This window comes from Streptomyces sp. NEAU-YJ-81, assembly GCF_017592595.1.
In the GTDB taxonomy this organism is placed as follows: domain Bacteria; phylum Actinomycetota; class Actinomycetes; order Streptomycetales; family Streptomycetaceae; genus Streptomyces; species Streptomyces hygroscopicus_B.
The window spans coordinates 18,811-37,452 of record NZ_JAGFNO010000009.1 but is presented as its reverse complement, the minus strand read 5'-3'; the positions used below and the strand labels follow the sequence as shown (position 1 = coordinate 37,452).

General features: G+C 70.8%; 13 protein-coding genes and 1 tRNA gene. 6 read left to right on the top strand and 8 right to left on the bottom strand.

Annotated features, from left to right (window positions below):
• Window positions 1-184 precede the first annotated feature (184 nt).
• The 5 genes from sucC to J5X86_RS21205 all read left to right on the top strand — a co-directional run bounded on the left by sucC (window position 185) and on the right by J5X86_RS21205 (window position 5,333).
• The gene (gene sucC / locus J5X86_RS21225; RefSeq protein WP_208518334.1) at window positions 185-1,309 is read left to right on the top strand and encodes an ADP-forming succinate--CoA ligase subunit beta; all 1,125 of its coding nucleotides are present in this window, start codon (window positions 185-187) and stop codon (window positions 1,307-1,309) included.
• Between the two features lie 12 nt (window positions 1,310-1,321).
• The gene (gene sucD, locus J5X86_RS21220; RefSeq protein WP_208518333.1) at window positions 1,322-2,218 is read left to right on the top strand and encodes a succinate--CoA ligase subunit alpha; all 897 of its coding nucleotides are present in this window, start codon (window positions 1,322-1,324) and stop codon (window positions 2,216-2,218) included.
• Between the two features lie 162 nt (window positions 2,219-2,380).
• Window positions 2,381-3,937 (top strand): aldehyde dehydrogenase family protein, encoded by a 1,557-nt coding sequence (locus tag J5X86_RS21215; protein WP_208518332.1) that lies wholly within the window; start codon window positions 2,381-2,383, stop codon window positions 3,935-3,937.
• A 135-nt stretch (window positions 3,938-4,072) separates the two neighbouring features.
• Window positions 4,073-4,157, top strand: a tRNA-Leu gene (locus J5X86_RS21210).
• Between the two features lie 192 nt (window positions 4,158-4,349).
• The gene (locus J5X86_RS21205) at window positions 4,350-5,333 is read left to right on the top strand and encodes a nitronate monooxygenase family protein (protein ID WP_208518331.1); all 984 of its coding nucleotides are present in this window, start codon (window positions 4,350-4,352) and stop codon (window positions 5,331-5,333) included.
• Between the two features lie 96 nt (window positions 5,334-5,429).
• Here the strand turns inward: J5X86_RS21205 and J5X86_RS21200 are convergent, their stop codons facing one another.
• The 6 genes from J5X86_RS21200 to J5X86_RS21175 form a co-directional block, all read right to left on the bottom strand.
• Window positions 5,430-7,472, bottom strand: coding sequence for a glycoside hydrolase family 97 protein (locus J5X86_RS21200; protein WP_208518330.1), 2,043 nt, complete (start codon window positions 7,470-7,472; stop codon window positions 5,430-5,432).
• Window positions 7,473-7,562: 90 nt separating this feature from the next.
• Entirely contained in the window at window positions 7,563-9,062 is a 1,500-nt protein-coding gene (locus tag J5X86_RS21195) for an MFS transporter (RefSeq protein ID WP_208518329.1), read from the bottom strand.
• A gap of 15 nt (window positions 9,063-9,077) precedes the next feature.
• Complete coding sequence (locus tag J5X86_RS21190; RefSeq protein WP_208518328.1) at window positions 9,078-9,767, bottom strand: HAD family phosphatase; 690 nt, start codon at window positions 9,765-9,767, stop codon at window positions 9,078-9,080.
• A gap of 231 nt (window positions 9,768-9,998) precedes the next feature.
• The gene (locus J5X86_RS21185) at window positions 9,999-10,706 is read right to left on the bottom strand and encodes a response regulator transcription factor (RefSeq protein WP_208518327.1); all 708 of its coding nucleotides are present in this window, start codon (window positions 10,704-10,706) and stop codon (window positions 9,999-10,001) included.
• Window positions 10,703-11,926 (bottom strand): sensor histidine kinase, encoded by a 1,224-nt coding sequence (locus tag J5X86_RS21180; RefSeq protein ID WP_208518326.1) that lies wholly within the window; start codon window positions 11,924-11,926, stop codon window positions 10,703-10,705. The genes J5X86_RS21185 and J5X86_RS21180 overlap by 4 nt, the downstream gene beginning before the upstream one ends.
• Window positions 11,927-11,986: 60 nt before the next feature.
• The gene (locus tag J5X86_RS21175) at window positions 11,987-12,502 is read right to left on the bottom strand and encodes a hypothetical protein (protein WP_208518325.1); all 516 of its coding nucleotides are present in this window, start codon (window positions 12,500-12,502) and stop codon (window positions 11,987-11,989) included.
• 156 nt (window positions 12,503-12,658) lie between these two features.
• Here J5X86_RS21175 and J5X86_RS21170 point away from each other — a divergent pair, with 156 nt between their 5' ends.
• Window positions 12,659-15,013 carry a SpoIIE family protein phosphatase gene (locus J5X86_RS21170; RefSeq protein WP_208518324.1) on the top strand — a complete coding sequence of 785 codons (2,355 nt, stop codon included), beginning with the start codon at window positions 12,659-12,661 and terminating at the stop codon, window positions 15,011-15,013.
• 73 nt (window positions 15,014-15,086) lie between these two features.
• Here J5X86_RS21170 and J5X86_RS21165 read toward each other — a convergent pair whose 3' ends face one another.
• A complete protein-coding gene (locus J5X86_RS21165; protein ID WP_208518323.1) occupies window positions 15,087-17,432 on the bottom strand; it encodes a glycoside hydrolase family 65 protein in 2,346 nt (781 codons plus the stop codon).
• A 96-nt stretch (window positions 17,433-17,528) separates the two neighbouring features.
• Window positions 17,529-18,452, bottom strand: a complete 924-nt coding sequence (locus J5X86_RS21160; protein ID WP_208518322.1) for a DMT family transporter — start codon at window positions 18,450-18,452, stop codon at window positions 17,529-17,531.
• Between the last annotated feature and the right edge of the window lie 190 nt (window positions 18,453-18,642).

The following is an 18,642-nucleotide window of genomic DNA, read 5'->3' as shown; positions in this document are numbered from 1 at the left end:
TCGCGTCCCTTCGTAGGGGTCGGTGCTTGCCTCGCGGATGGATCGGTGGATTGCATACAGTCGACGTTATCCTGTATGAACTTTGTTATCCCACCATCGGCCGAGCGATGTCCAGGGGGCGTGCGCCACTCGTTCGATCCAGCGCTGGATCAAGCGCTGTTGACCGGTCATCAGGGAGCTGGCAATGGACCTGTACGAACACCAGGCACGGGAACTCCTCCAAGAAAACGGCGTGTTGGTGCCGCGAGCCGAGGTCGTGGACACGGCCGAAGCCGCCCGCGCCGCCGCCGAGCGGCTCGGCGGCCGCGTCGTCATCAAGGCCCAGGTGAAAACCGGCGGCCGGGGCAAGGCGGGCGGGGTGAAGCTCGCCGACGACCCGGCGGCGGCCGAGCGGACCGCACACCGGATCCTCGGCATGGACATCAAGGGCCACACCGTCCACCGGGTGATGGTCGCCGAACCGGTCGAGGTGGAACGGGAGATGTACCTCGGCTTCACCTTGGACCGGGCCGCGGGCCGCTTTGCGGCCATCGCCTCCGCCGAGGGCGGTATGGAGATCGAGGAGATCGCGGCGCGCCGCCCCGAGGCGGTGGCCCGGATCGCGATCGATCCGGCCGAGGGGGTGACCGAGGCGAAGGCCGCCGAGATCGCCGTCGCCGGGGGACTGCCGCCGGAGACGGCCGGGACCATCCGCCGGCTGTGGACCGTCCTGACCGCGCACGACGCCCTCCTGGTCGAGATCAACCCGCTGGTGGTGACCCGGGACGGCGCGATCGTGGCCCTGGACGGAAAGGTCACCCTGGACGACAACGCCCGCTTCCGGCAGCCGTCATGGGACGACTTCGGCGACCGCGCCCGGGACCCGCTGGAGGCCCGCGCCGCGGCCGCCGGGCTCGGCTACGTCAAACTGGACGGCCAGGTGGGCGTCATCGGCAACGGCGCGGGCCTGGTGATGTCCACCCTGGACGTCGTCGCGGGCTGCGGCGCCCGCCCCGCCGACTTCCTCGACATCGGCGGCGGCGCCTCGGCGCAGGTGATGGCCGACGGGCTGTCCCTCGTCCTCGACGACCCGGAGGTGCGCTCCGTCCTGGTCAACGTCTTCGGCGGCATCACCGCCTGCGACGCGGTGGCCGACGGCATCGTGCGCGCCCTGGACACCGTCCCCCTCACCAAGCCGCTGGTCGTCCGGCTCGACGGCAACAACGCCGCACGTGGCCGGGCCATCCTTGGTCAATTGGCTCATCCACTCGTCCACCAGGCCGACACCATGGACGGCGCCGCCGCACGCGCCGCCGAACTCGCCGCGTAGGGGGCGCACATCATGGCCATCTTCCTCACCAAGGACAGCAAGGTCATCGTCCAGGGCATGACGGGCGCGGAAGGCATGAAGCACACCCGGCGGATGCTCGCCGCGGGCACCGATGTCGTCGGTGGCGTCAATCCGCGCAAGGCCGGGACCCGGGTCGACATCGGCGGCCGTACGGTGCCCGTCTTCGGCTCCGTACGCGAGGCCATGGACGCCACCGGCGCCGATGTGAGCGTCCTGTTCGTCCCGCCGCCCCATGCCGAGGCCGCCGTCACCGAGGCCGCCGACGCCCGGATCCCGCTCGCCGTCGTCATCACCGAGGGCATCCCGGTCCATGACGCGGTCGCCTTCCAGACGTACGCCCGGGCCCGCGCCACCAGGATCATCGGCCCGAACTGCCCCGGGCTGATCTCCCCGGGCCAGTCCAACGCCGGCATCATCCCCGCCGACATCACCAAACCGGGCCGGATCGGGCTGGTCTCCAAGTCCGGCACCCTCACCTACCAACTGATGTACGAGCTGCGCGACATCGGCTTCTCCACCTGCGTGGGCATCGGCGGCGACCCGGTCATCGGCACCACCCACATCGACGCCCTGGCCGCCTTCGAGGCCGACCCCGACACCGACCTCATCGTGATGATCGGGGAGATCGGCGGCGACGCGGAGGAGCGCGCCGCGCGGTACATCGCCGACCACGTCACCAAGCCGGTCGTCGGCTATATCGCCGGCTTCACCGCCCCCGAGGGCCGCACCATGGGCCACGCGGGCGCCATCGTCTCCGGCTCCTCGGGCACCGCCGCGGCCAAGAAGGCGGCGCTGGAGGCGGCGGGCGTGCGCGTAGGAGCGACCCCCACGGAGACCGCCGGGCTGGTGGTGGCCCTGCTGGCCGAAACACCCGGCAACCTCGCGTGAGCTGAGCCGTACCCGATCCGCGAACCGGTCACCGTCGTTCCGTACCGCCACCTTCCTCTCCGTACGGCCACCCGCCACGCACAGCCACGACGTGTACGTGACGGGTGTCCGTACGGACCGCCACATCCCGCCCCGCCTGTGCAACGAGAGCGGAGATCCCCGATGGCACCCACCCGCACCCGCACCCTCACCCTCAAGCCCGGAACCGCCTGGGGCGACGCCTGGCAGCGCTGCCTGGCCGCCGCCCCCGAGGCGTTCCAGGACGACCGCGTCCTCAACCTCTGGGACGGCACCTGGCACCGCGACGGCCGGGCCCTCCCCGCCACCACCCCCGTCGACGGCACCCCGATCGCGGGCCCGCCACGCCTCGACGCCACCATCGCCCACCAGGCCGTACGCGCCTCCCTCGACCAGCACCGCGGCTGGCGCCATATCGCCCTCCCGGAGCGCCGGGCGCGGGTGTCCGCCACCCTCGACGCACTCTGCGAGCACCGGGGACTGCTCGCCCTCCTCCTGGTCTGGGAGATCGGCAAGCCCTGGCGGCTGGCCCAGGCCGATGTGGACCGGGCCATCGACGGCGTCCGCTGGTACGTCGACGAGATCGACCGCATGGCCGAGGGCCGCACCCCGCTGCCCGGCCCGGTCTCCAACATCGCGAGCTGGAACTACCCGATGAGCGTCCTCGCCCACGCCCTGCTCGTCCAGGCGCTGGCCGGCAACGCCGTCATCGCCAAGACCCCCACCGACGGCGGGCTGGCCTGCCTCACCCTCGCCTGCGCGCTCGCCGCCCGCGAGGGCATCCCGGTCACCCTCGTCAGCGGCAGCGGCGGTGAGCTCTCCGAGGCCCTGGTCCGCGCGCCCGAGATCGGCTGCGTCTCCTTCGTCGGCGGCCGCGACACCGGCGCCCGGGTCGCCACCGCCGTCGCCGACCTCGGCAAGCGCCACATCCTGGAGCAGGAGGGACTCAACGCCTGGGGCATCTGGAACTTCACCGACTGGGACGCCCTCGCCCCGCTGATCCGCAAGACCTTCGACTACGGCAAGCAGCGCTGCACCGCCTATCCGCGCTTCGTCGTCCAGCGCTCGTCCTTCGACGCCTTCCTCTCCGTCTACCTCCCGGCGGTGCGCGCCATCCGCATGGGCCACCCCCTGGCCGTGGAGCACCCCTCCGACCAGCTCCCCGACCTGGACTTCGGCCCCCTGATCAACGCGGCCAAGGCCAAGGAGCTGGCCGACCAGGTCGCCGAGGCCATCGACCGCGGCGCCGTCCCCCTCCACCGCGGCGACCTCGCCGACGGCCACTTCCTCCCCGGCCAGGACCTCTCCGCCTACGCGGCCCCCGTCACCCTCCTCAACCCGCCCTCCATCTCCCCGCTCCACCATGCCGAGCCCTTCGGTCCGGTCGACACCCTCGTACTGGTCGACACCGAGGCCGAACTGCTCGCCGCCATGAACGCCAGCAACGGCGCCCTCGTCGCCACCCTCTCCTGCGACGACCCCGCCACCTACGCCCGGCTGGCCCCCCAGATCCGCGCCTTCAAGACCGGCCACGGCACGCCCCGCTCCCGCGGCGACCGCGACGAACTCTTCGGCGGCTTCGGCGCCTCCTGGCGCGGCGCCTTCGTCGGCGGCGACCTCCTGATCCGCGCCGTCACCGAGGGCCCACACCCCGAGCGTCTCCCCGGCAACTTCCCCGACTACCACCTGATGCCCAACTAGTCACCCTCCGTGCCCACCCTCGGCGTCCCCCCAGGTCGGCGCGGGGGTGGGCGCCCGGCATACGCAGGTGAAACGCACTCCGAAACCTTGGTATCGTGGTCCATGTCGCCGCGGCCGACCGCGGAGACACACCTGGTCCGGGTGGCGGAATGGCAGACGCGCTAGCTTGAGGTGCTAGTGCCCTTTATCGGGCGTGGGGGTTCAAGTCCCCCCTCGGACACATTCAGTACGTACACCGACGGTGCTGGCCGGTTCTCGGCCGGCACCGTTTGCGTTTCATGGTCGTAGGGCACGCAAGTCCTTCACCGAGCCCCCGGATCAAGCGCGGAGGGCGTCGATCAGGGCGTCGACGGCGGCGGTGGCGTTGCCTCGGCCCGTGCCCTGCCCGTCGGCACGGGAGCGATGATGGGGCATGGCGTTGTCGACGGAGTTGACGGAGTTGTTGGGCCTGCGGCACCCGATCGTGCTGGCACCGATGGGCGGTGTGGCCGGGGGCGCACTGGCCGCGGCCGTCTCCCGGGCGGGCGGGCTCGGTCTGCTGGGTGGTGCGTACGGGGACCGGGCTTGGCTGGAGCGGGAGCTGCCGATCGTCGCGGAGGGCACCGACCAGCCGTGGGGTGTCGGGTTTCTGAGCTGGGCGATCGATGTCGGCGCGGTGGAGCAGGCGCTGGAGTTCCATCCCGCGGCGGTGATGTTGTCCTTCGGAGACCCGAGCCCATTCGTCGACCGGATCCGCCGGTCGGGCGCGGTTCTGATCGTTCAGGTCACCGATCTGGACGAGGCCGAGCGGGCCCTGGACGTGGGCGCCGACGTCATCGTGGCGCAGGGAACCGAGAGCGGTGGCCATGGTGCTCGTCGCGGCCGGTCCACGCTGCCGTTCGTGCCGGTCGTGGCGGACCTCGCGGCACCGGTACCGGTCCTGGCGGCCGGCGGTATCGCCGATGGCCGCGGCGTCGCCGCCGCCCTGGCCCTGGGCGCCGCCGGCGCTCTCATCGGCACCCGCTTCCAGGCCACGACCGAGGCCCTGGTCGACCGCTCCATCAGCAAGGCCCTGGTCGAAGGACGCGGACAGGACACCGAACGCAACAGCGTGCTGGACATCGCTCGTGGCGCGAGCTGGCCTCTCGAGAAGTACAGCGCCCGTACGCTCAGCCACCCCTATCTCGACCGATGGCGCGGCCGGGAGGCCGAGCTGGCCGGCGACTCCCGGGCGCGTCAGGACTACCAGGACGACGTGGCACGAGGGGTGATTCCGCCCCTGCCGGTCTGGGCGGGCGAGGCCGTCGACCTCATCACCGATGTGCCTTCCGCGGCCGACCTCGTCACCGAGCTGGCGGCCCAGGCCGAAGACGCACTGCTCTGGGCCGGAAGGCTCCGTCCGAACGACCGCTCTTGAAGTCACGGCTCATGCTGCGCCTGGCCGGAGAGCGCTACGTGTCCATGGTCGGGTCGCGGTACCTGTCCGTGCTCTCCGCCCGTTCGCCTGCGCCCGTCAGGAGCGCGCGGGGCGCAACCGGATCGCGGTGCCGCCGCCGGCGACGAGTCGCAGGGTGAGCACAGTGGACGATCGCACCGTTGTGGTCCGGACGTCGATCGGCAGCGGGTTGTCGTGCCAGCTCGTGTCAGCGGCATCGCGGTAGATCTCGGCTCTGTACCGACCCGGTCCCAGGAACCGCAGCGGCACCCGCAGCGTCCGGTCCTGCTCGTCGGTGATCGCGCCGAGATACCAGGTGTGGCCCTTCCGGCGGGCGGCGACCGTGTAGTCGCCGATCACGCAGTCCAGGAACCGGGTCTCGTCCCAGCTTGCCGGGATGTCCTTCAGGTAGGCGAAACCCGGGTGGGAGCGGTAGTTCTCCGGGGTGTCGGCCAGCATCTGCAGCGGGCTGAAGAACAGTGAGTACAGGGCGAGTTGCGTGGCCGATGTCGTCTGCACGCGGGTGCCGAGCCCAGCCGGGTCCCAGGTCACGTTGAGCACGCCCGGGGTGTAGTCGGCCGGCCCGCCCATGAACCGGGTGAACGGCAGGATGGTGGCCTGCTCCGGCGGATTCCCGAGCTTCCCCATGTAGTTCTGCTGCTCCATCCCGGCCACCCCCTCACCGGTCATCATGTTCGGGTACGTGCGTGCCAGTCCGGTCGGCTTGATGGCCTCGTGCGCGATGACCATGATCTTGTAGCGGGCCGCGGTGTCGACGACCCGCTGATAGTGGCGCACGGCTTCCTGGTCGAAGTGGCCGCGGTTCACCCCGCCCAGCTCGAACCTGGTGGCATAGCCGGTCTTGACCGAGTGGATGCCGAGCTCGGCGTACCGCGCGAAGATCGTGTCCAGGTGCTGCTCGTAGTAGTCGACGAAGCCGCGGGTCTCGTTATGAGCGGTGAACCCGATGCCGTTGGCCCGTGCGTAGCGCAGCACCTCGGGCAGATCGAAGTCCGGCTGTGGCGTCAGGAAATCCTGGCCGGTCCACTGGCCGCCGGCGTTGGTGTTCCAGCCCTCCGCGAGAACGCTGCTCGCGCCCGCCTCCCTGGCGAAGTCGATGTACTGCTTGACACGCTCGGTCGTCGCCCCATGGTGTGGTCCCGCCGTCCAGGTCGTGTGGCGCCGCTGCAGTTCCCACCACACGCCGACGTATGTGCCGGGCGAGATCCATGACGTATCGGCGAGCGCACACGGCTCGTTCAGGTTCTCGATCAGGTGCGATTCGGCGAGATCACCGGGACGGTCGCCGATGGTCAGCGTGCGCCACGGGGTGGAGAACTCGCCCGACAGCCGGGCCTTCGTGCCGTCGGGAAGGCTGATCAGTTCACTGGTGAACGTACCCGGCCGGGTGGGGTCGGCGGCGAGGGTCATACTCGGATAGTCGATCAGCGCCGCCTCGTGCACGACGACGTACTGACCGTCCGTCGTGGCCAACGTCAGCGGGGTCTGCGCGGTATCCACGTCGGACAATTGGGCCCGCCGGTAGTGCCGTTCGTCGGCCCTCCAGTCGGTACCCGCCGCCAGCGACCAGCTCGTGGCCGTCGGCGGCAGCGCGAACTCGGTGCGCTCGGCGGTGACCGTGTAGGTGTCGAGCCCGGTCTGCGCCGGCAGGTGGTAGCGGAATCCGACGCCGTCGTCGAAGACCCGGATGACCAGGTCCAGCCGTATCCCACTCGCAGACTGCACGGTCCGCAGCACGCACTCCCTGGCATGGTTGCGGACGAGCGCGTCGGGGCCCCACACCGGACGCCACGACTCCTTGACCGTCCTGCGCTTGACGGATTGCACCACCAGGCCGCTGGTGAGCGATGGCCGGCCGGCCAGGTCGAGCCCGAGCCCGGAGGGCGCGACCAGGACTCGGCCATCACGCACGACCTGATACCGGAGAGACCCGTTCGCCGTGAGAACGGTTACCCGCAACCGGCCATTCGGCGAGTGGACCGTGACGTGGCCGGACGTCCCGGCGAACGAGGCGGCGGTGGCGGGGGCGCTGAACGCCCCGGTGAGTGCGGCGCCGGCGGTGGCGCCGAGAACCGTACGACGGTCTGGCTTGCTGACCACTTCACCCTCCATCAAGGCTGGCCGGGTCGTGAGGACGGTGCCGTCGTCTCCCTTTCCCCGAGCCACCGCCCCGAACCGGATGTGCGTGCCTCAGGTATCGATGGGGGTCCTGTCCCCAGGGGGACGCGCGCGGCTGCCTTGGTGAGCCGCCACGGCACCGAGCAATGCCAGCCCCGCGCACACGAAGAGGACGACCTCGAATGCCTTCGCGGACTGGCCGGCGGAAGCGCTCTCCGCCAATCGCAGGTAGGAGGTGCCCAGGGCGGCGACACCCAGTGCTCCGCAGAGCTGGGCATTGGTGCTGATGACGCCGGAGAGATCGGCGGCGTAGCGATTGGGCAGTGCGAAAGTCATCCGGCCGATGAGGGCGTTGGAACTGATGCCCAGTCCGAGGCCGCCCACTGCCAGCAGCACGAACAGCATGGGCCCGGTGCTGTGGCCGGTCAGAAGGTAGTTCCCCACCGAGAAATACGACACTGCCAGGATCACGCACCCCGCCAGGGGGGTTGCCTGCCTGTTCCGTTCCGGCAGACGCGCCAGCAGCGGGCCGGCGAGTCCGAACGCGGCGACCCACGAGACCATGGCCAAACCCGCATAGGCAGGGCCTCTCCCAAGACCGTCCTGGAGGTAGTTGGCCAGCACGAACAGCAAGGCGAAATAGGTCATGGTGGTCACCCCGTGTGCCAGAAGGGACCAGCGCACGGCCGGTTCCCGAATGACTTCCTCGGCGATCAACGGCCGTCCCCCGGACGCGGCGAGACGCCGCTGCCCCAGATGGAAGACGACGAGGACCGGCACACTTGCCGCGAGGCACACCCACGTCCACGTCGGCCAGCCACGCTCGGCGCCGAGCAGCAAGGGCACGATGAGCAGCGTGACGGCTGCGGAAAGCGTCAGCATCCCCCGCAGGTTGAGGTCGAGCGGCCGGGTGTGCCGACCCTTGGCATCGCCGGGCATGAAACGCATGGCAGCGGCGAGGATGAGCAGCCCGGCGGGGACGTTGATCAAGAAGATCGGGCGCCAACTCGTACCGTGGATGTCCGCCGCGATGAGCACACCGCCCAGGGTCTGTCCCGCCACGGCACCACCGGACAACGCGATGGCGTAATAGCCCAGGGCTCTGAGGCGCTGCTCACCGGCGAAGTGCAGCTGGATGCCGCTGAGTACCTGGGGGACCATCAGCGCGGCCCCGGCGCCTTGGGCGATCCTGGCAGCGATCAATAGGCCCGGGCCGGGCGCCAGGGCGCAGGCGAGGGACGTCGCGGTGAACACGGCCATGCCCAGGAGGAAGATGCGGCGATGGCCGTGGGTTGCGCCCAGCCGTGCTCCGATCACCAGCAGAACCGCGTAGGTGGCCACATAACCACTGACCACCAAACCGGTTTCGCCGCCGGAGGCATGAAGGTCGGTTTGAATGGAGGGCGCCGCGATATTGGCGATGGCGGTGTCCACATTGGCGATGAACTGTGCGGCCAAGAGGACGATCAGCAGACGCCATGGCCGCTTCGCCGATGGTGGGGCATCGACCGGCAGGCCGTCGTATCGGCGCTGAGTGCCGCCGCTTCTCGCGTCCGGGCGCTGTGCTCGCATGACCGTGCCCCCCGCTCACGCGACGTTCGGTGAAAGGGGTCCTGCGGCGAGAGACGGCCAGTCGACCTCGGTGAGGTCGGACACGACGGTGTCCGCTGCTCGAAGGGCGGCGGCAGGGTGTGTGGTGGTGATCCCCACGCAGGTGAGTCCGGCCGCCTTGGCCGCCGCGATCCCCGCGGGTGCGTCCTCGAAGGCGACCGCCCGGTTCGGGTCGACTTCCAGGGCCGCGCACCCGGACCGGTAGCCCTCAGGGTGAGGTTTCCCCTGACGAACGTCCTCAGCCGAGATCATCGCCGCGAACAGGTCCGCGCCCCCGACGAGTTGGAGGAGTTCGACCGCGTGCTTCCGCAGACCGGAGGTCACCACCGCGATCGGGACTCCGTCCGCACGCAATCGCCTCACCAGCGCCTCGGCTCCCGGAACCGCGTAGGCCGGCGGGCTGTCCGGCCCGTTCAGATAGCCGAGCGCCTCGTTGAAGAGCTCCTGGACGGTACGGCCGGGAAATCGGTGCACATGCTCCGCGAGGGCCTCGTCACCACGGCGCCCGACGAAGCCGGCGAGCAACGCCTCGTCGACAGGGAGCCCATGAGCTTCGAACAGGCGGGTCCAGGCAGCGCGACTGCGATGCTCGGTGGCAACCAGAGTGCCGTCCAGGTCGAAGAGTGCCGCCTGCGCGGCCGTGCCTGGGATGGATAGCCTGGTCATCTCGTCCTTCACTAGCTACGGAATCCTTCTCGGTTCAGGTGGGACAGCCGTACGGAATCGCCTGGACCGCGCTGAGAAGTGGTTCTGTGGCGACACAGTGGACAAGCCTGGGTGAGAACCCGGGACTCCGCTGGCGCTTTTCAGACGTCGCGCTGAGACCCCGGCCGGTTCGGCCAAGCCGCCGACAGGCGCCCTGCTCCACCGGACCGTCGTGGCCGAGTGGCGCCGGATTCAGCCGCCGCCGGCCAGGTCGTTCCGGTAGGCGTAGCCCACCGCCTGGGCGCGGTCGGTCGCGCCGGTCTTCGCGAAGATCCGGTTGATGTGCGTCTTCACGGTGGCCTGGCTGACCACGAGCCTGGCGCAGATCTCGGCGTTGGACAGGCCCTGGGCGATGAGGGTGAGCACCTCGGCCTCGCGTGGGGTCAGACCGTCCGGCAGCGTGTCCGCTCGCCGCCGGGCGGGGCCGGGTGCGGGGGGCGGCGTGGCCGTTGCGGAGGCTTGGCCCGGCTGGAGGGCGGCGACCAAGCGGGCCTGGACGACGGGGTCGAGCCAGGTGCGTCCGGCGTGCACATGCCGGATCGCCGTCTCCACCTCGTCGTCGTCCGCGTCCTTGGTCAGATAGCCCCGCGCGCCCGCCCGCAGCGCCGGGAAGACGGAGTCGTCGTCCACGTAGGTGGTCAGCACCAGTACGGCGCTGCCCGGCACCTTTTCCCGGAGGGCCGCCGTGGCCGCGACTCCGTCGAGGACCGGCATGTTGAGGTCCATCAGCACCACGTCCGGGCGGAGCCGCTCGGTGAGCTCCACCGCCTCGGCACCGTCGCGGGCCGCGCCCACCACCTCGATGCCGTCCAGCATGCCGATCAGCAGCACGAGCCCGCCTCGTACGACCTGCTGATCGTCCGCGATCAGGACCCTGATCCGCTCGCCGGGCCCCGTCATGCCGGGACCTCCATCCGCACCTTCCAGCCGTCCTTGGTCGGCCCCGCGCCGGTGCTTCCGCCGACTTCGCGCAACCGCTCCCGCATGCCCGTCAGGCCCAGGCCGGAGCCCACGGCCAGTGGCGAGGGGGCCGGGCCCGGTGCGGGCCGCCGGTCCTCGATCGTCAATACGGTGGTCGCGGGTTCGTAGCGGAGGGTCACGGTGGTACGGGCGCCGCGCGCGTAGCGGGCCGCGTTGGTCAGCGCCTCCTGCGCGCCGCGGTACAGGGCGAGATCCGCGTCGGCGGGCAGGACACGCGGCGCCCCGACGACGGACAGCGTCACGTCGAGCTCCAGGTCCACGCGGTAGCGCTCGACCAGCTCCGCCAGCCGCTCCAGCGAGGGCGTCCGCCGTCCGCGCAGGGCGCTCACGGCCCGGCGTGCGTCGCCCAGCCCCTCCTTGACGAGCGTGCCGGCCCGGTCGAGCAGCTCCCGCAGATCGTCGCCTGCCTGATCGCGCCGGGCCATCCGCCGCGCGGCCTGTACCTGAACGGCGAGCCCGGAGAGGGTCTGGGCGAGCACATCGTGCAGGTCCTGGGCGATGCGGGTGCGCTCGGCCAGCGCGGCGGCCTCGGCCTCCGCCTCCCGGGCGACCTCGAGCTGCGCGAGCAGCAACTCCGCGCGCTCCTCGTTGTCACCTGCCTGCCGCATGCTGATCGCCATCAGGACGAGGACCACGCAGAACAGCAGCTCTCCGGTCAGGTTGGCCACGCTGCCGTCCCGCCCGACGACCGCTGCGGCGACCATACCGGCCGCGAGGACGCCGCCGACCAGCGCGGCCTGGCGTCGCCGCAGCACGAGGAAGGCGGTCAGCACGGCCGCCGACGCCGGCAGGACGGACATCGAACCGGGCCGGAGGACGCCGAGCGCGAGCCCGAACCCGGTGACCGACAGGCAGAACGCGATGCAGGAGAGGGGCTTCACGACCGACCACAGCCCCGAGGCGACGGCGGCCAGCGGCAGCAGGCAGCCGGCGAGGACCACGGTGACAGCGAGATGCACCCCCTGCACACCGGGTCCCGGATCGACGTAGAGGGACTGCGTGCCGACGGCGGCCAGGATGCCCCACAGCACCGGTCGCAGGCGCCGGTTCCGGCGCTCGCGCCGGTCTCGGACGCCGACGAGCGCCTCGGTCAGCCGTGGGCTGACCGCGAGCTGCGCGCCGTCCGGGAAATGCGTCATAGTCTGAACAGTAGGGATGTGCCGCGTCGGCTTCACAACCGGCTCCGGCCCGGGCCCGCCTCAAGCCCGCACCGGGGTGGCGGCGGCAGAGGACATCCGCCGCACCTTGATCCGCACCACGGCGAGCCGGGACAGGACCTGTGCCAGGGCCATCAGCAGCAGAGCGGCCGTCCACGCCGCGGAACCGGTGATCAGGTTGTCGCGGCTGAACTGCGCGACCGTCGTGGAGCCGCCATGGGTCGTCCAGTACTCGAATCCGGCGCGCGAGGCCATGCCCACGATCCACAGGCCCGCGGCGACCGCTCCGGCCTTGGCCAGGGCGACTCCGTCCGAGCCGCGATGCACACCTGTGGTGGCGCCACACGCGGCGCCCAGGACCGCCCCGGCCAGGACTCCCACGAGGTAGAGCTGGACATCGTGCCCCTGGGTCGGGAAGGACCGCAGGTAGTGCGCGGCCGCGGCGGCGACAGCCACCACGGGCAGCAGCGTGTTGCGTGTCGTCTGGCGGGTGCCGCGGAGCTGCGGGATCACCAGGAGGATCAGAGCGACGGAGATCAGGTAGTCGGTGGTCGTCATGGCGTAGAGCGTGCCGCGTACGCCGTCGTGGAACGTCGGCCCGTGGGTTGATTGCCCCGGTCAACCCGCGGGTTGACGGGCCACGGCCGTCGTCGGTCCCGCGGGCGCGGCGAATCCCCTGGCTACCCAGCATGCTGGGAGGTGGAGGTGGTTGCCGTGGCCGGTGATACCCCGCTGATGATCGTCGACAGCAGTGGCAAGGTGGTGGAGTGGAGCCACCGGGCAGAAGAGCTGCTCGGCCGCCCGGCTGACGAGGTGATCGGGCGCCCGGTGACCGACCTGCTCGGCTCCGCCCCGCCCGTCGGCAGTGATGATGGGGACGACCCCCGCCAGGTCGATCTGCGTGATGTCGCGGCCGGACCCGTCGGCGATGGGCTTCACGTCCAGCCGCTGCCGTGGCACGACGGTTCGGTGGTGTGGAAGATCTTCCTGCCACCGGCGAACGGGACGCTGCCCGTCATCAAGGCCGCGGTGCTCGAAGCGATGCACGCCTACGCGCCGGGACCACTGTTCGTCGTCGACGGCGAGCTCCGCGTGGTGTCGGCCAACGCAGCCGCGCAACATATGTGCGGCACGGACCTTCAGCAGTTGAAGGGACGTTCCCTCACCGCCGTATGGTCTCTCTCGGCCCCGGCCGATGTGGAACGGATACTGCGCCAGGTCCTGGCAAGCGGTGCTCCCGCGCCGGGGCATGTCGTGCCCGCGCGGCCGGCGAGCGATCTCCAGCGGACGCACCTCGCCATCTCGGCGTTCCCGTTGCGGGACGCGCTGGGGGCGGTGGTCATGGCAGCCGATGTGACAGATCAGGAGAAGTCGCGCCGCAGGCTGCGGACCATGCGTGCCGTGCGGGAGCGGGTGGGACGCACCCTGGACGTGGTGGCCACCTGCCAGGAGCTGGTCGAGGCGTTGGTGCCGGGCTTCGCCGATGTCGCTGTGGTGGAGGTGGTGGAGCCCGTGGTGCGCGGGGAGAAACCGCCGCTCAGCCCGCTGGGACGGGATGTGCCGCTGCGCCGCGCCGCTTTCGCTCACGGCGGCGGTGAACGGCAGACCCGGGCGCATCCGGTGGGCGACGTGCGCGCCCTGTTCTTCCCCACGCCCTACGCCCAGGTGCTGGTCGACCTCAAGCCCCGCGCGGTCGTCCTGGGCCCGGACACCCCCTGGCTGGCCGCCGATCCCGCGCGGGGCCGGGCGATCCTCGAATCCGGCGTACGTGCCCTGCTCACCGCGCCCCTCACACTGCGCGGAACGGTCCTCGGACTGCTCAGCCTCTACCGCACCCGGCAAGCCGACACCTTCGATGACAGGGAGGTCGCCCTCATCCTGGAACTGGCCACACACACCGCTCTGAGCATCGACAACGCCCGCCGCTACACCCACGAGCACACCATCGCCGCGGCGCTCCAGCGCCACCTGCTGGCCCCGGCTCCCGCCTCCCAGACCGCGGTCGAGACCGCCCACCTGAACGTGCCCGACGGCCAGGGAGGTGGCGGCTGGTTCGACGTCTTCGGCCTGCCCGGTGCCCGCACCGCCCTGGTGGTCGGCCAGGTCGCCGGCCATGGCATCCAGACCGCGACCACCATGGGACAGCTGCGGACCGTCATCCATTCGCTCGCCGCACTCGACCTGGAACCCGACGAACTCCTCGCCCGGCTCGACGACACCGTCACCAGCCTCGTGTGGGAGCGGAAGGCGCTGCCCTCGGATGACCCGCTGCGCAGGCAGCCGCTCAGCGCGACGTGCCTGTGCGTGATGTACGACCCGTTCTCCCGTACCTGCGCCATCGCCTCCGCCGGACATCCGCCGCCCATGCTCGCCGGGCGCGAGGAGACCCCCCGCGTTCTCGACCTGGCCGTCGGCGCGGCCCTCGGCGGCGGGAGCGGCCCCCCGTTCGCCACCACCACCGTCCCCGTCGCCGACGGTGATGTCCTCGCCCTCTACACGGCCGCGCTGCCGGCCGCCGACCGGCCCGAGGACGGCACCGGCGGCCCGCGGCTGCTCCCGCGCGTGCTCGCCGACGTCGACCGACCGGTGCAAGACCTGTGCGACGACGTCCTCTACCGGCTGCGCGGCGACGCCCTCTCGGGCGATGCCATCCTCCTCCTCGCACGCACGCACGCCTTCCCCGCCGACCGCGCCGCCGCCTGGCCCCTGGACGACGACCCGACCGCCCCGGCGATCGCGCGCCGCCACGCCCGGTCCCAACTGGCCACCTGGGGCGTGGACGAGGACACCACCTACGCCACGGAAGAGATCGTCAGCGAACTGGTCACCAACGCCCTGCGCTACGGCGCGCCACCCGTGCGCCTGCGCCTCATCAAAGATCGCACCCTCACCTGCGAGGTCCACGACTCCAGCCCCACCGCCCCCCGGCTACGGCACGCCGGGACCGTCGACGAGGGCGGCCGCGGCCTGTTCATCTGCGCCCAACTCGCCCAGAACTGGGGCATCCGCTACAACGGGCAGGGGAAGACTGTCTGGACCGAGCAGCCCCTCACACAGCAGCCCGAGTAGCACCGGCGCGGGCTGTCCGGGCATCGGATGGGCCCCGGCCCGGATCGGCACCGGCCTGATCGGCGGGTGACGGTCAGCGGCGTGGTTCGGGTCGTCTGCCCGGCGGTTGGACGGGCTCGGGCAGGGCCGTTGGGCGCTCGACGGGGCGGGTCTCGGGCGAGCCCTTGGACAGGGTGATGACCTCGCCGCCGTGGCTGATCCGGAGCGGCTCGCCATCCCGCAGTGTGTAGGTGACCTGCGAGCCCGTGATGTCGACCCGCAGGCAGCGCTGCCGGATCAGCACGGAGAAGGCCAGCCGGCTGAGGCTCTCGGGGAGCCTGGGCGCGAAGTACAGGACGTCCCCGTGGTCGCGCATGCCGCCGAAGCCGGCGACCAGTCCTACCCAGGTGCCTGCCAGGGAGGCGATGTGCAGGCCGTCGCGGGTGTTCTTCTCCAGATCCGCCAGGTCCATCAGCGCGGCCTCGCCCAGGTAGTCGAAGGCGAGCCGCACATGGCCCACTTCGGCGGCCATCACACACTGGACACAGGCCGACAGCGAGGAGTCCCGGACCGTCAGCGGCTCGTAGTAGGCGAAGTTGCGCGCCTTCTGGTCGGCTTCGAAGGCATCGCCGCACAGATACATCGCCAGCACCAGGTCCGCCTGTTTGACCACCTGCTTCCGGTACAAGTCGAAATACGGGAAGTGCAGCATCAGCGGGTACAGCTCGGGTGGCGTGTCCCCGAAATCCCATACGTCGAGGCCGGTGTAGCCCGCCGACTGCTCGTGCAGGCCGAGCGCACTGACGTACGGCACGGACATCGCCTTGGCCGCGCCACGCCATGCGGCGGCCTCTTCCCTGTCGACACCGAGCGCCGCGGCCTGCTCCGTGTGGCGCTCGGCCGCATCGGCGGCGGCCAGCAGATTCGCCCGGGCCATGAGGTTGGTGTAGGTGTTGTCGTTCGCGAGCGCGCTGTACTCGTCGGGGCCGGTGACGCCATCGATGTGAAAGCGGCCCCCGGAGTCGTGATGACCGAGGGAATGCCACAGCCGGGCCGTCTCCACCAGCAGTTCCACACCGGTGCGCCGTTCGAAGTCGGTGTCGCCGGTGGCCCAGACATAGCGCACGACGGCGGCGGCGATATCCGCGTTGATGTGAAAGGCCGCGGTTCCGGCGGGCCAGTACCCGGAGCATTCCGCACCGTCGATCGTGCGCCAGGGGAAGACCGCACCGCGCAGTCCGAGCTGCCTGGCGCGCGCCCGCGCCGCCGGCAGGGTGCTCTGCCGCCAGTTCAGGGCCTCGGCGACGCAGTTCGGCGAGGCGTAGGTGAGCAGTGGCAGAACGAACGTCTCGGTGTCCCAGAAGGCGTGTCCGTCGTATCCGGAGCCGGTCAGGCCCTTGGCCGGGATCGACCGCTGTTCGGCCCGGCTGCCCGCCTGCAGCACATGGAAGAGGGCGAAGCGGACGGCCTGCTGGATTTCCGCGTCGCCGTCGACCTCGATATCGGCATGGCGCCAGAAGCCGTCGAGATACTCGCGCTGCTGGTCGACCAGGCCCTGCCAGCCGGTGTTGCGCGCACCGGTGAGCGCGGCCTCGACCTGGTCCCGGACGGCCGGCAGCGAGCGAATCCCGGACCAGCCGTAGGAGACGAACTTCTCGATGCGAAGCGTCTCACCGGGGTCCAGGACCGCGGTGACGGTGAGGCGGCCCACGTCGTCCGCGCTCTCACTGGAGCTCCGGGTGGATCCGGGGCCCCGCACCACATGGTCGGCCGCGGCCCCGATCCGCTGATTGCTCGCCGCCGTGTGGTGCACCAGGCGCAACCGCGTATCGACCGCGGCGTGCTCCTCGGGCCGAAGGCACGACTTCAGGGCGGCACCGACCCGGGGATCGCCGCTGAGCGCGGGCAGTTGCTCATTGGCGACGAGCTCCGACTGGACGACCACGTGCGTCCGGGCGTCCACCGGCTCCACTTCGTAGGCGACCGCGGCGATGGCGCGCTGGGTGAAGGAGACCAGTCGGGTGGAGCGCACGCGCACCGTCCTGCCGACCGGCGACGTCCACTCGCAGACGCGGTGGAGCAGGCCGGTGCGCAGGTCGAGCACGCGCTCATGCGAACGCAACCGCCCGTAGCGCAAGTCGAACGGTTCGTCGTCGACCAGCAGCCGGATGAGCTTGCCGTTGGTCACGTTGATCACCGTCTGGCCGGACTCGGGGAATCCGTAGCCGGCTTCCGCGTACGGCAGCGGATGCTGCTCGTGCACACCGTTGAGATAGCTGCCGGGCAGGGCGTGCGGCTCGCCCTCGTCGAGGTTGCCGCGCCAGCCGACATGCCCGTTGGACACGGAGAATACGGATTCACTCTGCGCGAGGACGTCCAGGTTGAGCTCGGTCTCGCGCAAGCACCACGGCTCGACGGCGTAGGCATGGTGGCTGATCACTTTCGACCCTCCAACAGCTCGAAGAGGTCCGACGCCACGACGCTCACTTTGTCCGGGAGGCCCAACTTCGCCTTATTCACGATTGTACGGGTGACTTCACCCGCGCGCCGCCGCAGGCTCCCCGAGGCCACCGAGTTCATCCCTGCTCCGGTCGACACACTGGGCGAGGCAACGCGTATGGGACAGCCCGAAAATTCCGTACAGGAGCACACTCAGCCCCAGCAGTGCCGGTACGAGCCAGAATCCGGCGCGCGGCTGCTCGCCGTAGAGCGTCACACCGAGACAGAAGCTCACCGTGGCATCGCCGAGCGTCAAAGCGGGTTGCGAGCCGATCAGCGGGCCCCCTTGCATGGCGACCCCGAGCAGGAACAGGGAAAAGGCGCCGACAGCCGCGAAGCTGTACGTCTGCCACGCGGTGAAGAAGGCGATGGCGCCCTGATCGGAAAGAATGTTCATGGCCGACTTGACCAGCGCCGCGGTGACGGCGTTTCCGATGGCCGCCGCTGCCGCGAGGCAGGCCGCTCGCATCAGACCGGTGGGGCGCCGCAGACCGGCGAGAACGAGGGCGGCACCGATCCCTCCGGTGACCGCGAGCCCCGGCACCCACCAGATCCCGGGCACCTGGTCGCGCCCTCCGGTGGGGGCCAGCGAGAAGAGGGCCAGAGCCAGTCCACCGACGATGCAGGCCACGCAGATCCATGCCTTGCGCGACACACCGACGCGAAAGACCATCCCTCCGATCACCAGAGCCAGCGGAAGTTCGAGAATGAAGATGGGCTGTACGGTGGCGAGCGATCCGGTGGCCAGCGCGAGGGCCTGGAAAACGGCGGAGAAGACAACGCCGAGCATCCCGGCGAACCAGATCGGAGTGTGCAGAAGGTCGCGGATCAGCCCGAAGCGCAATGATCGTGACGCGGGAACAGTGAGCGCGGCGCGGCGCTGCAGCACCGTCCCGAGCGCATTGCTGCCGGCCGCGAGCAGGGCGAACACGATGGACAGCATGATCGTCGTCGTCACCATGGGCACCACTCCTGGGCTCGCGTTCTTCTCTCCTGGTGCGCTCCCTGGGCCCTTCCGCCAGGCTACACAGATTGCGCGCGGCGATGGCCTCCGCCGATTGCCGGCGGAGGCCATCAGATGGATACCGGCCCTGGATCCTGCTGGTGGGCGGCCCCGGATCCTCCTGGTGGGCGGGGCCCAGGGCCGTGAA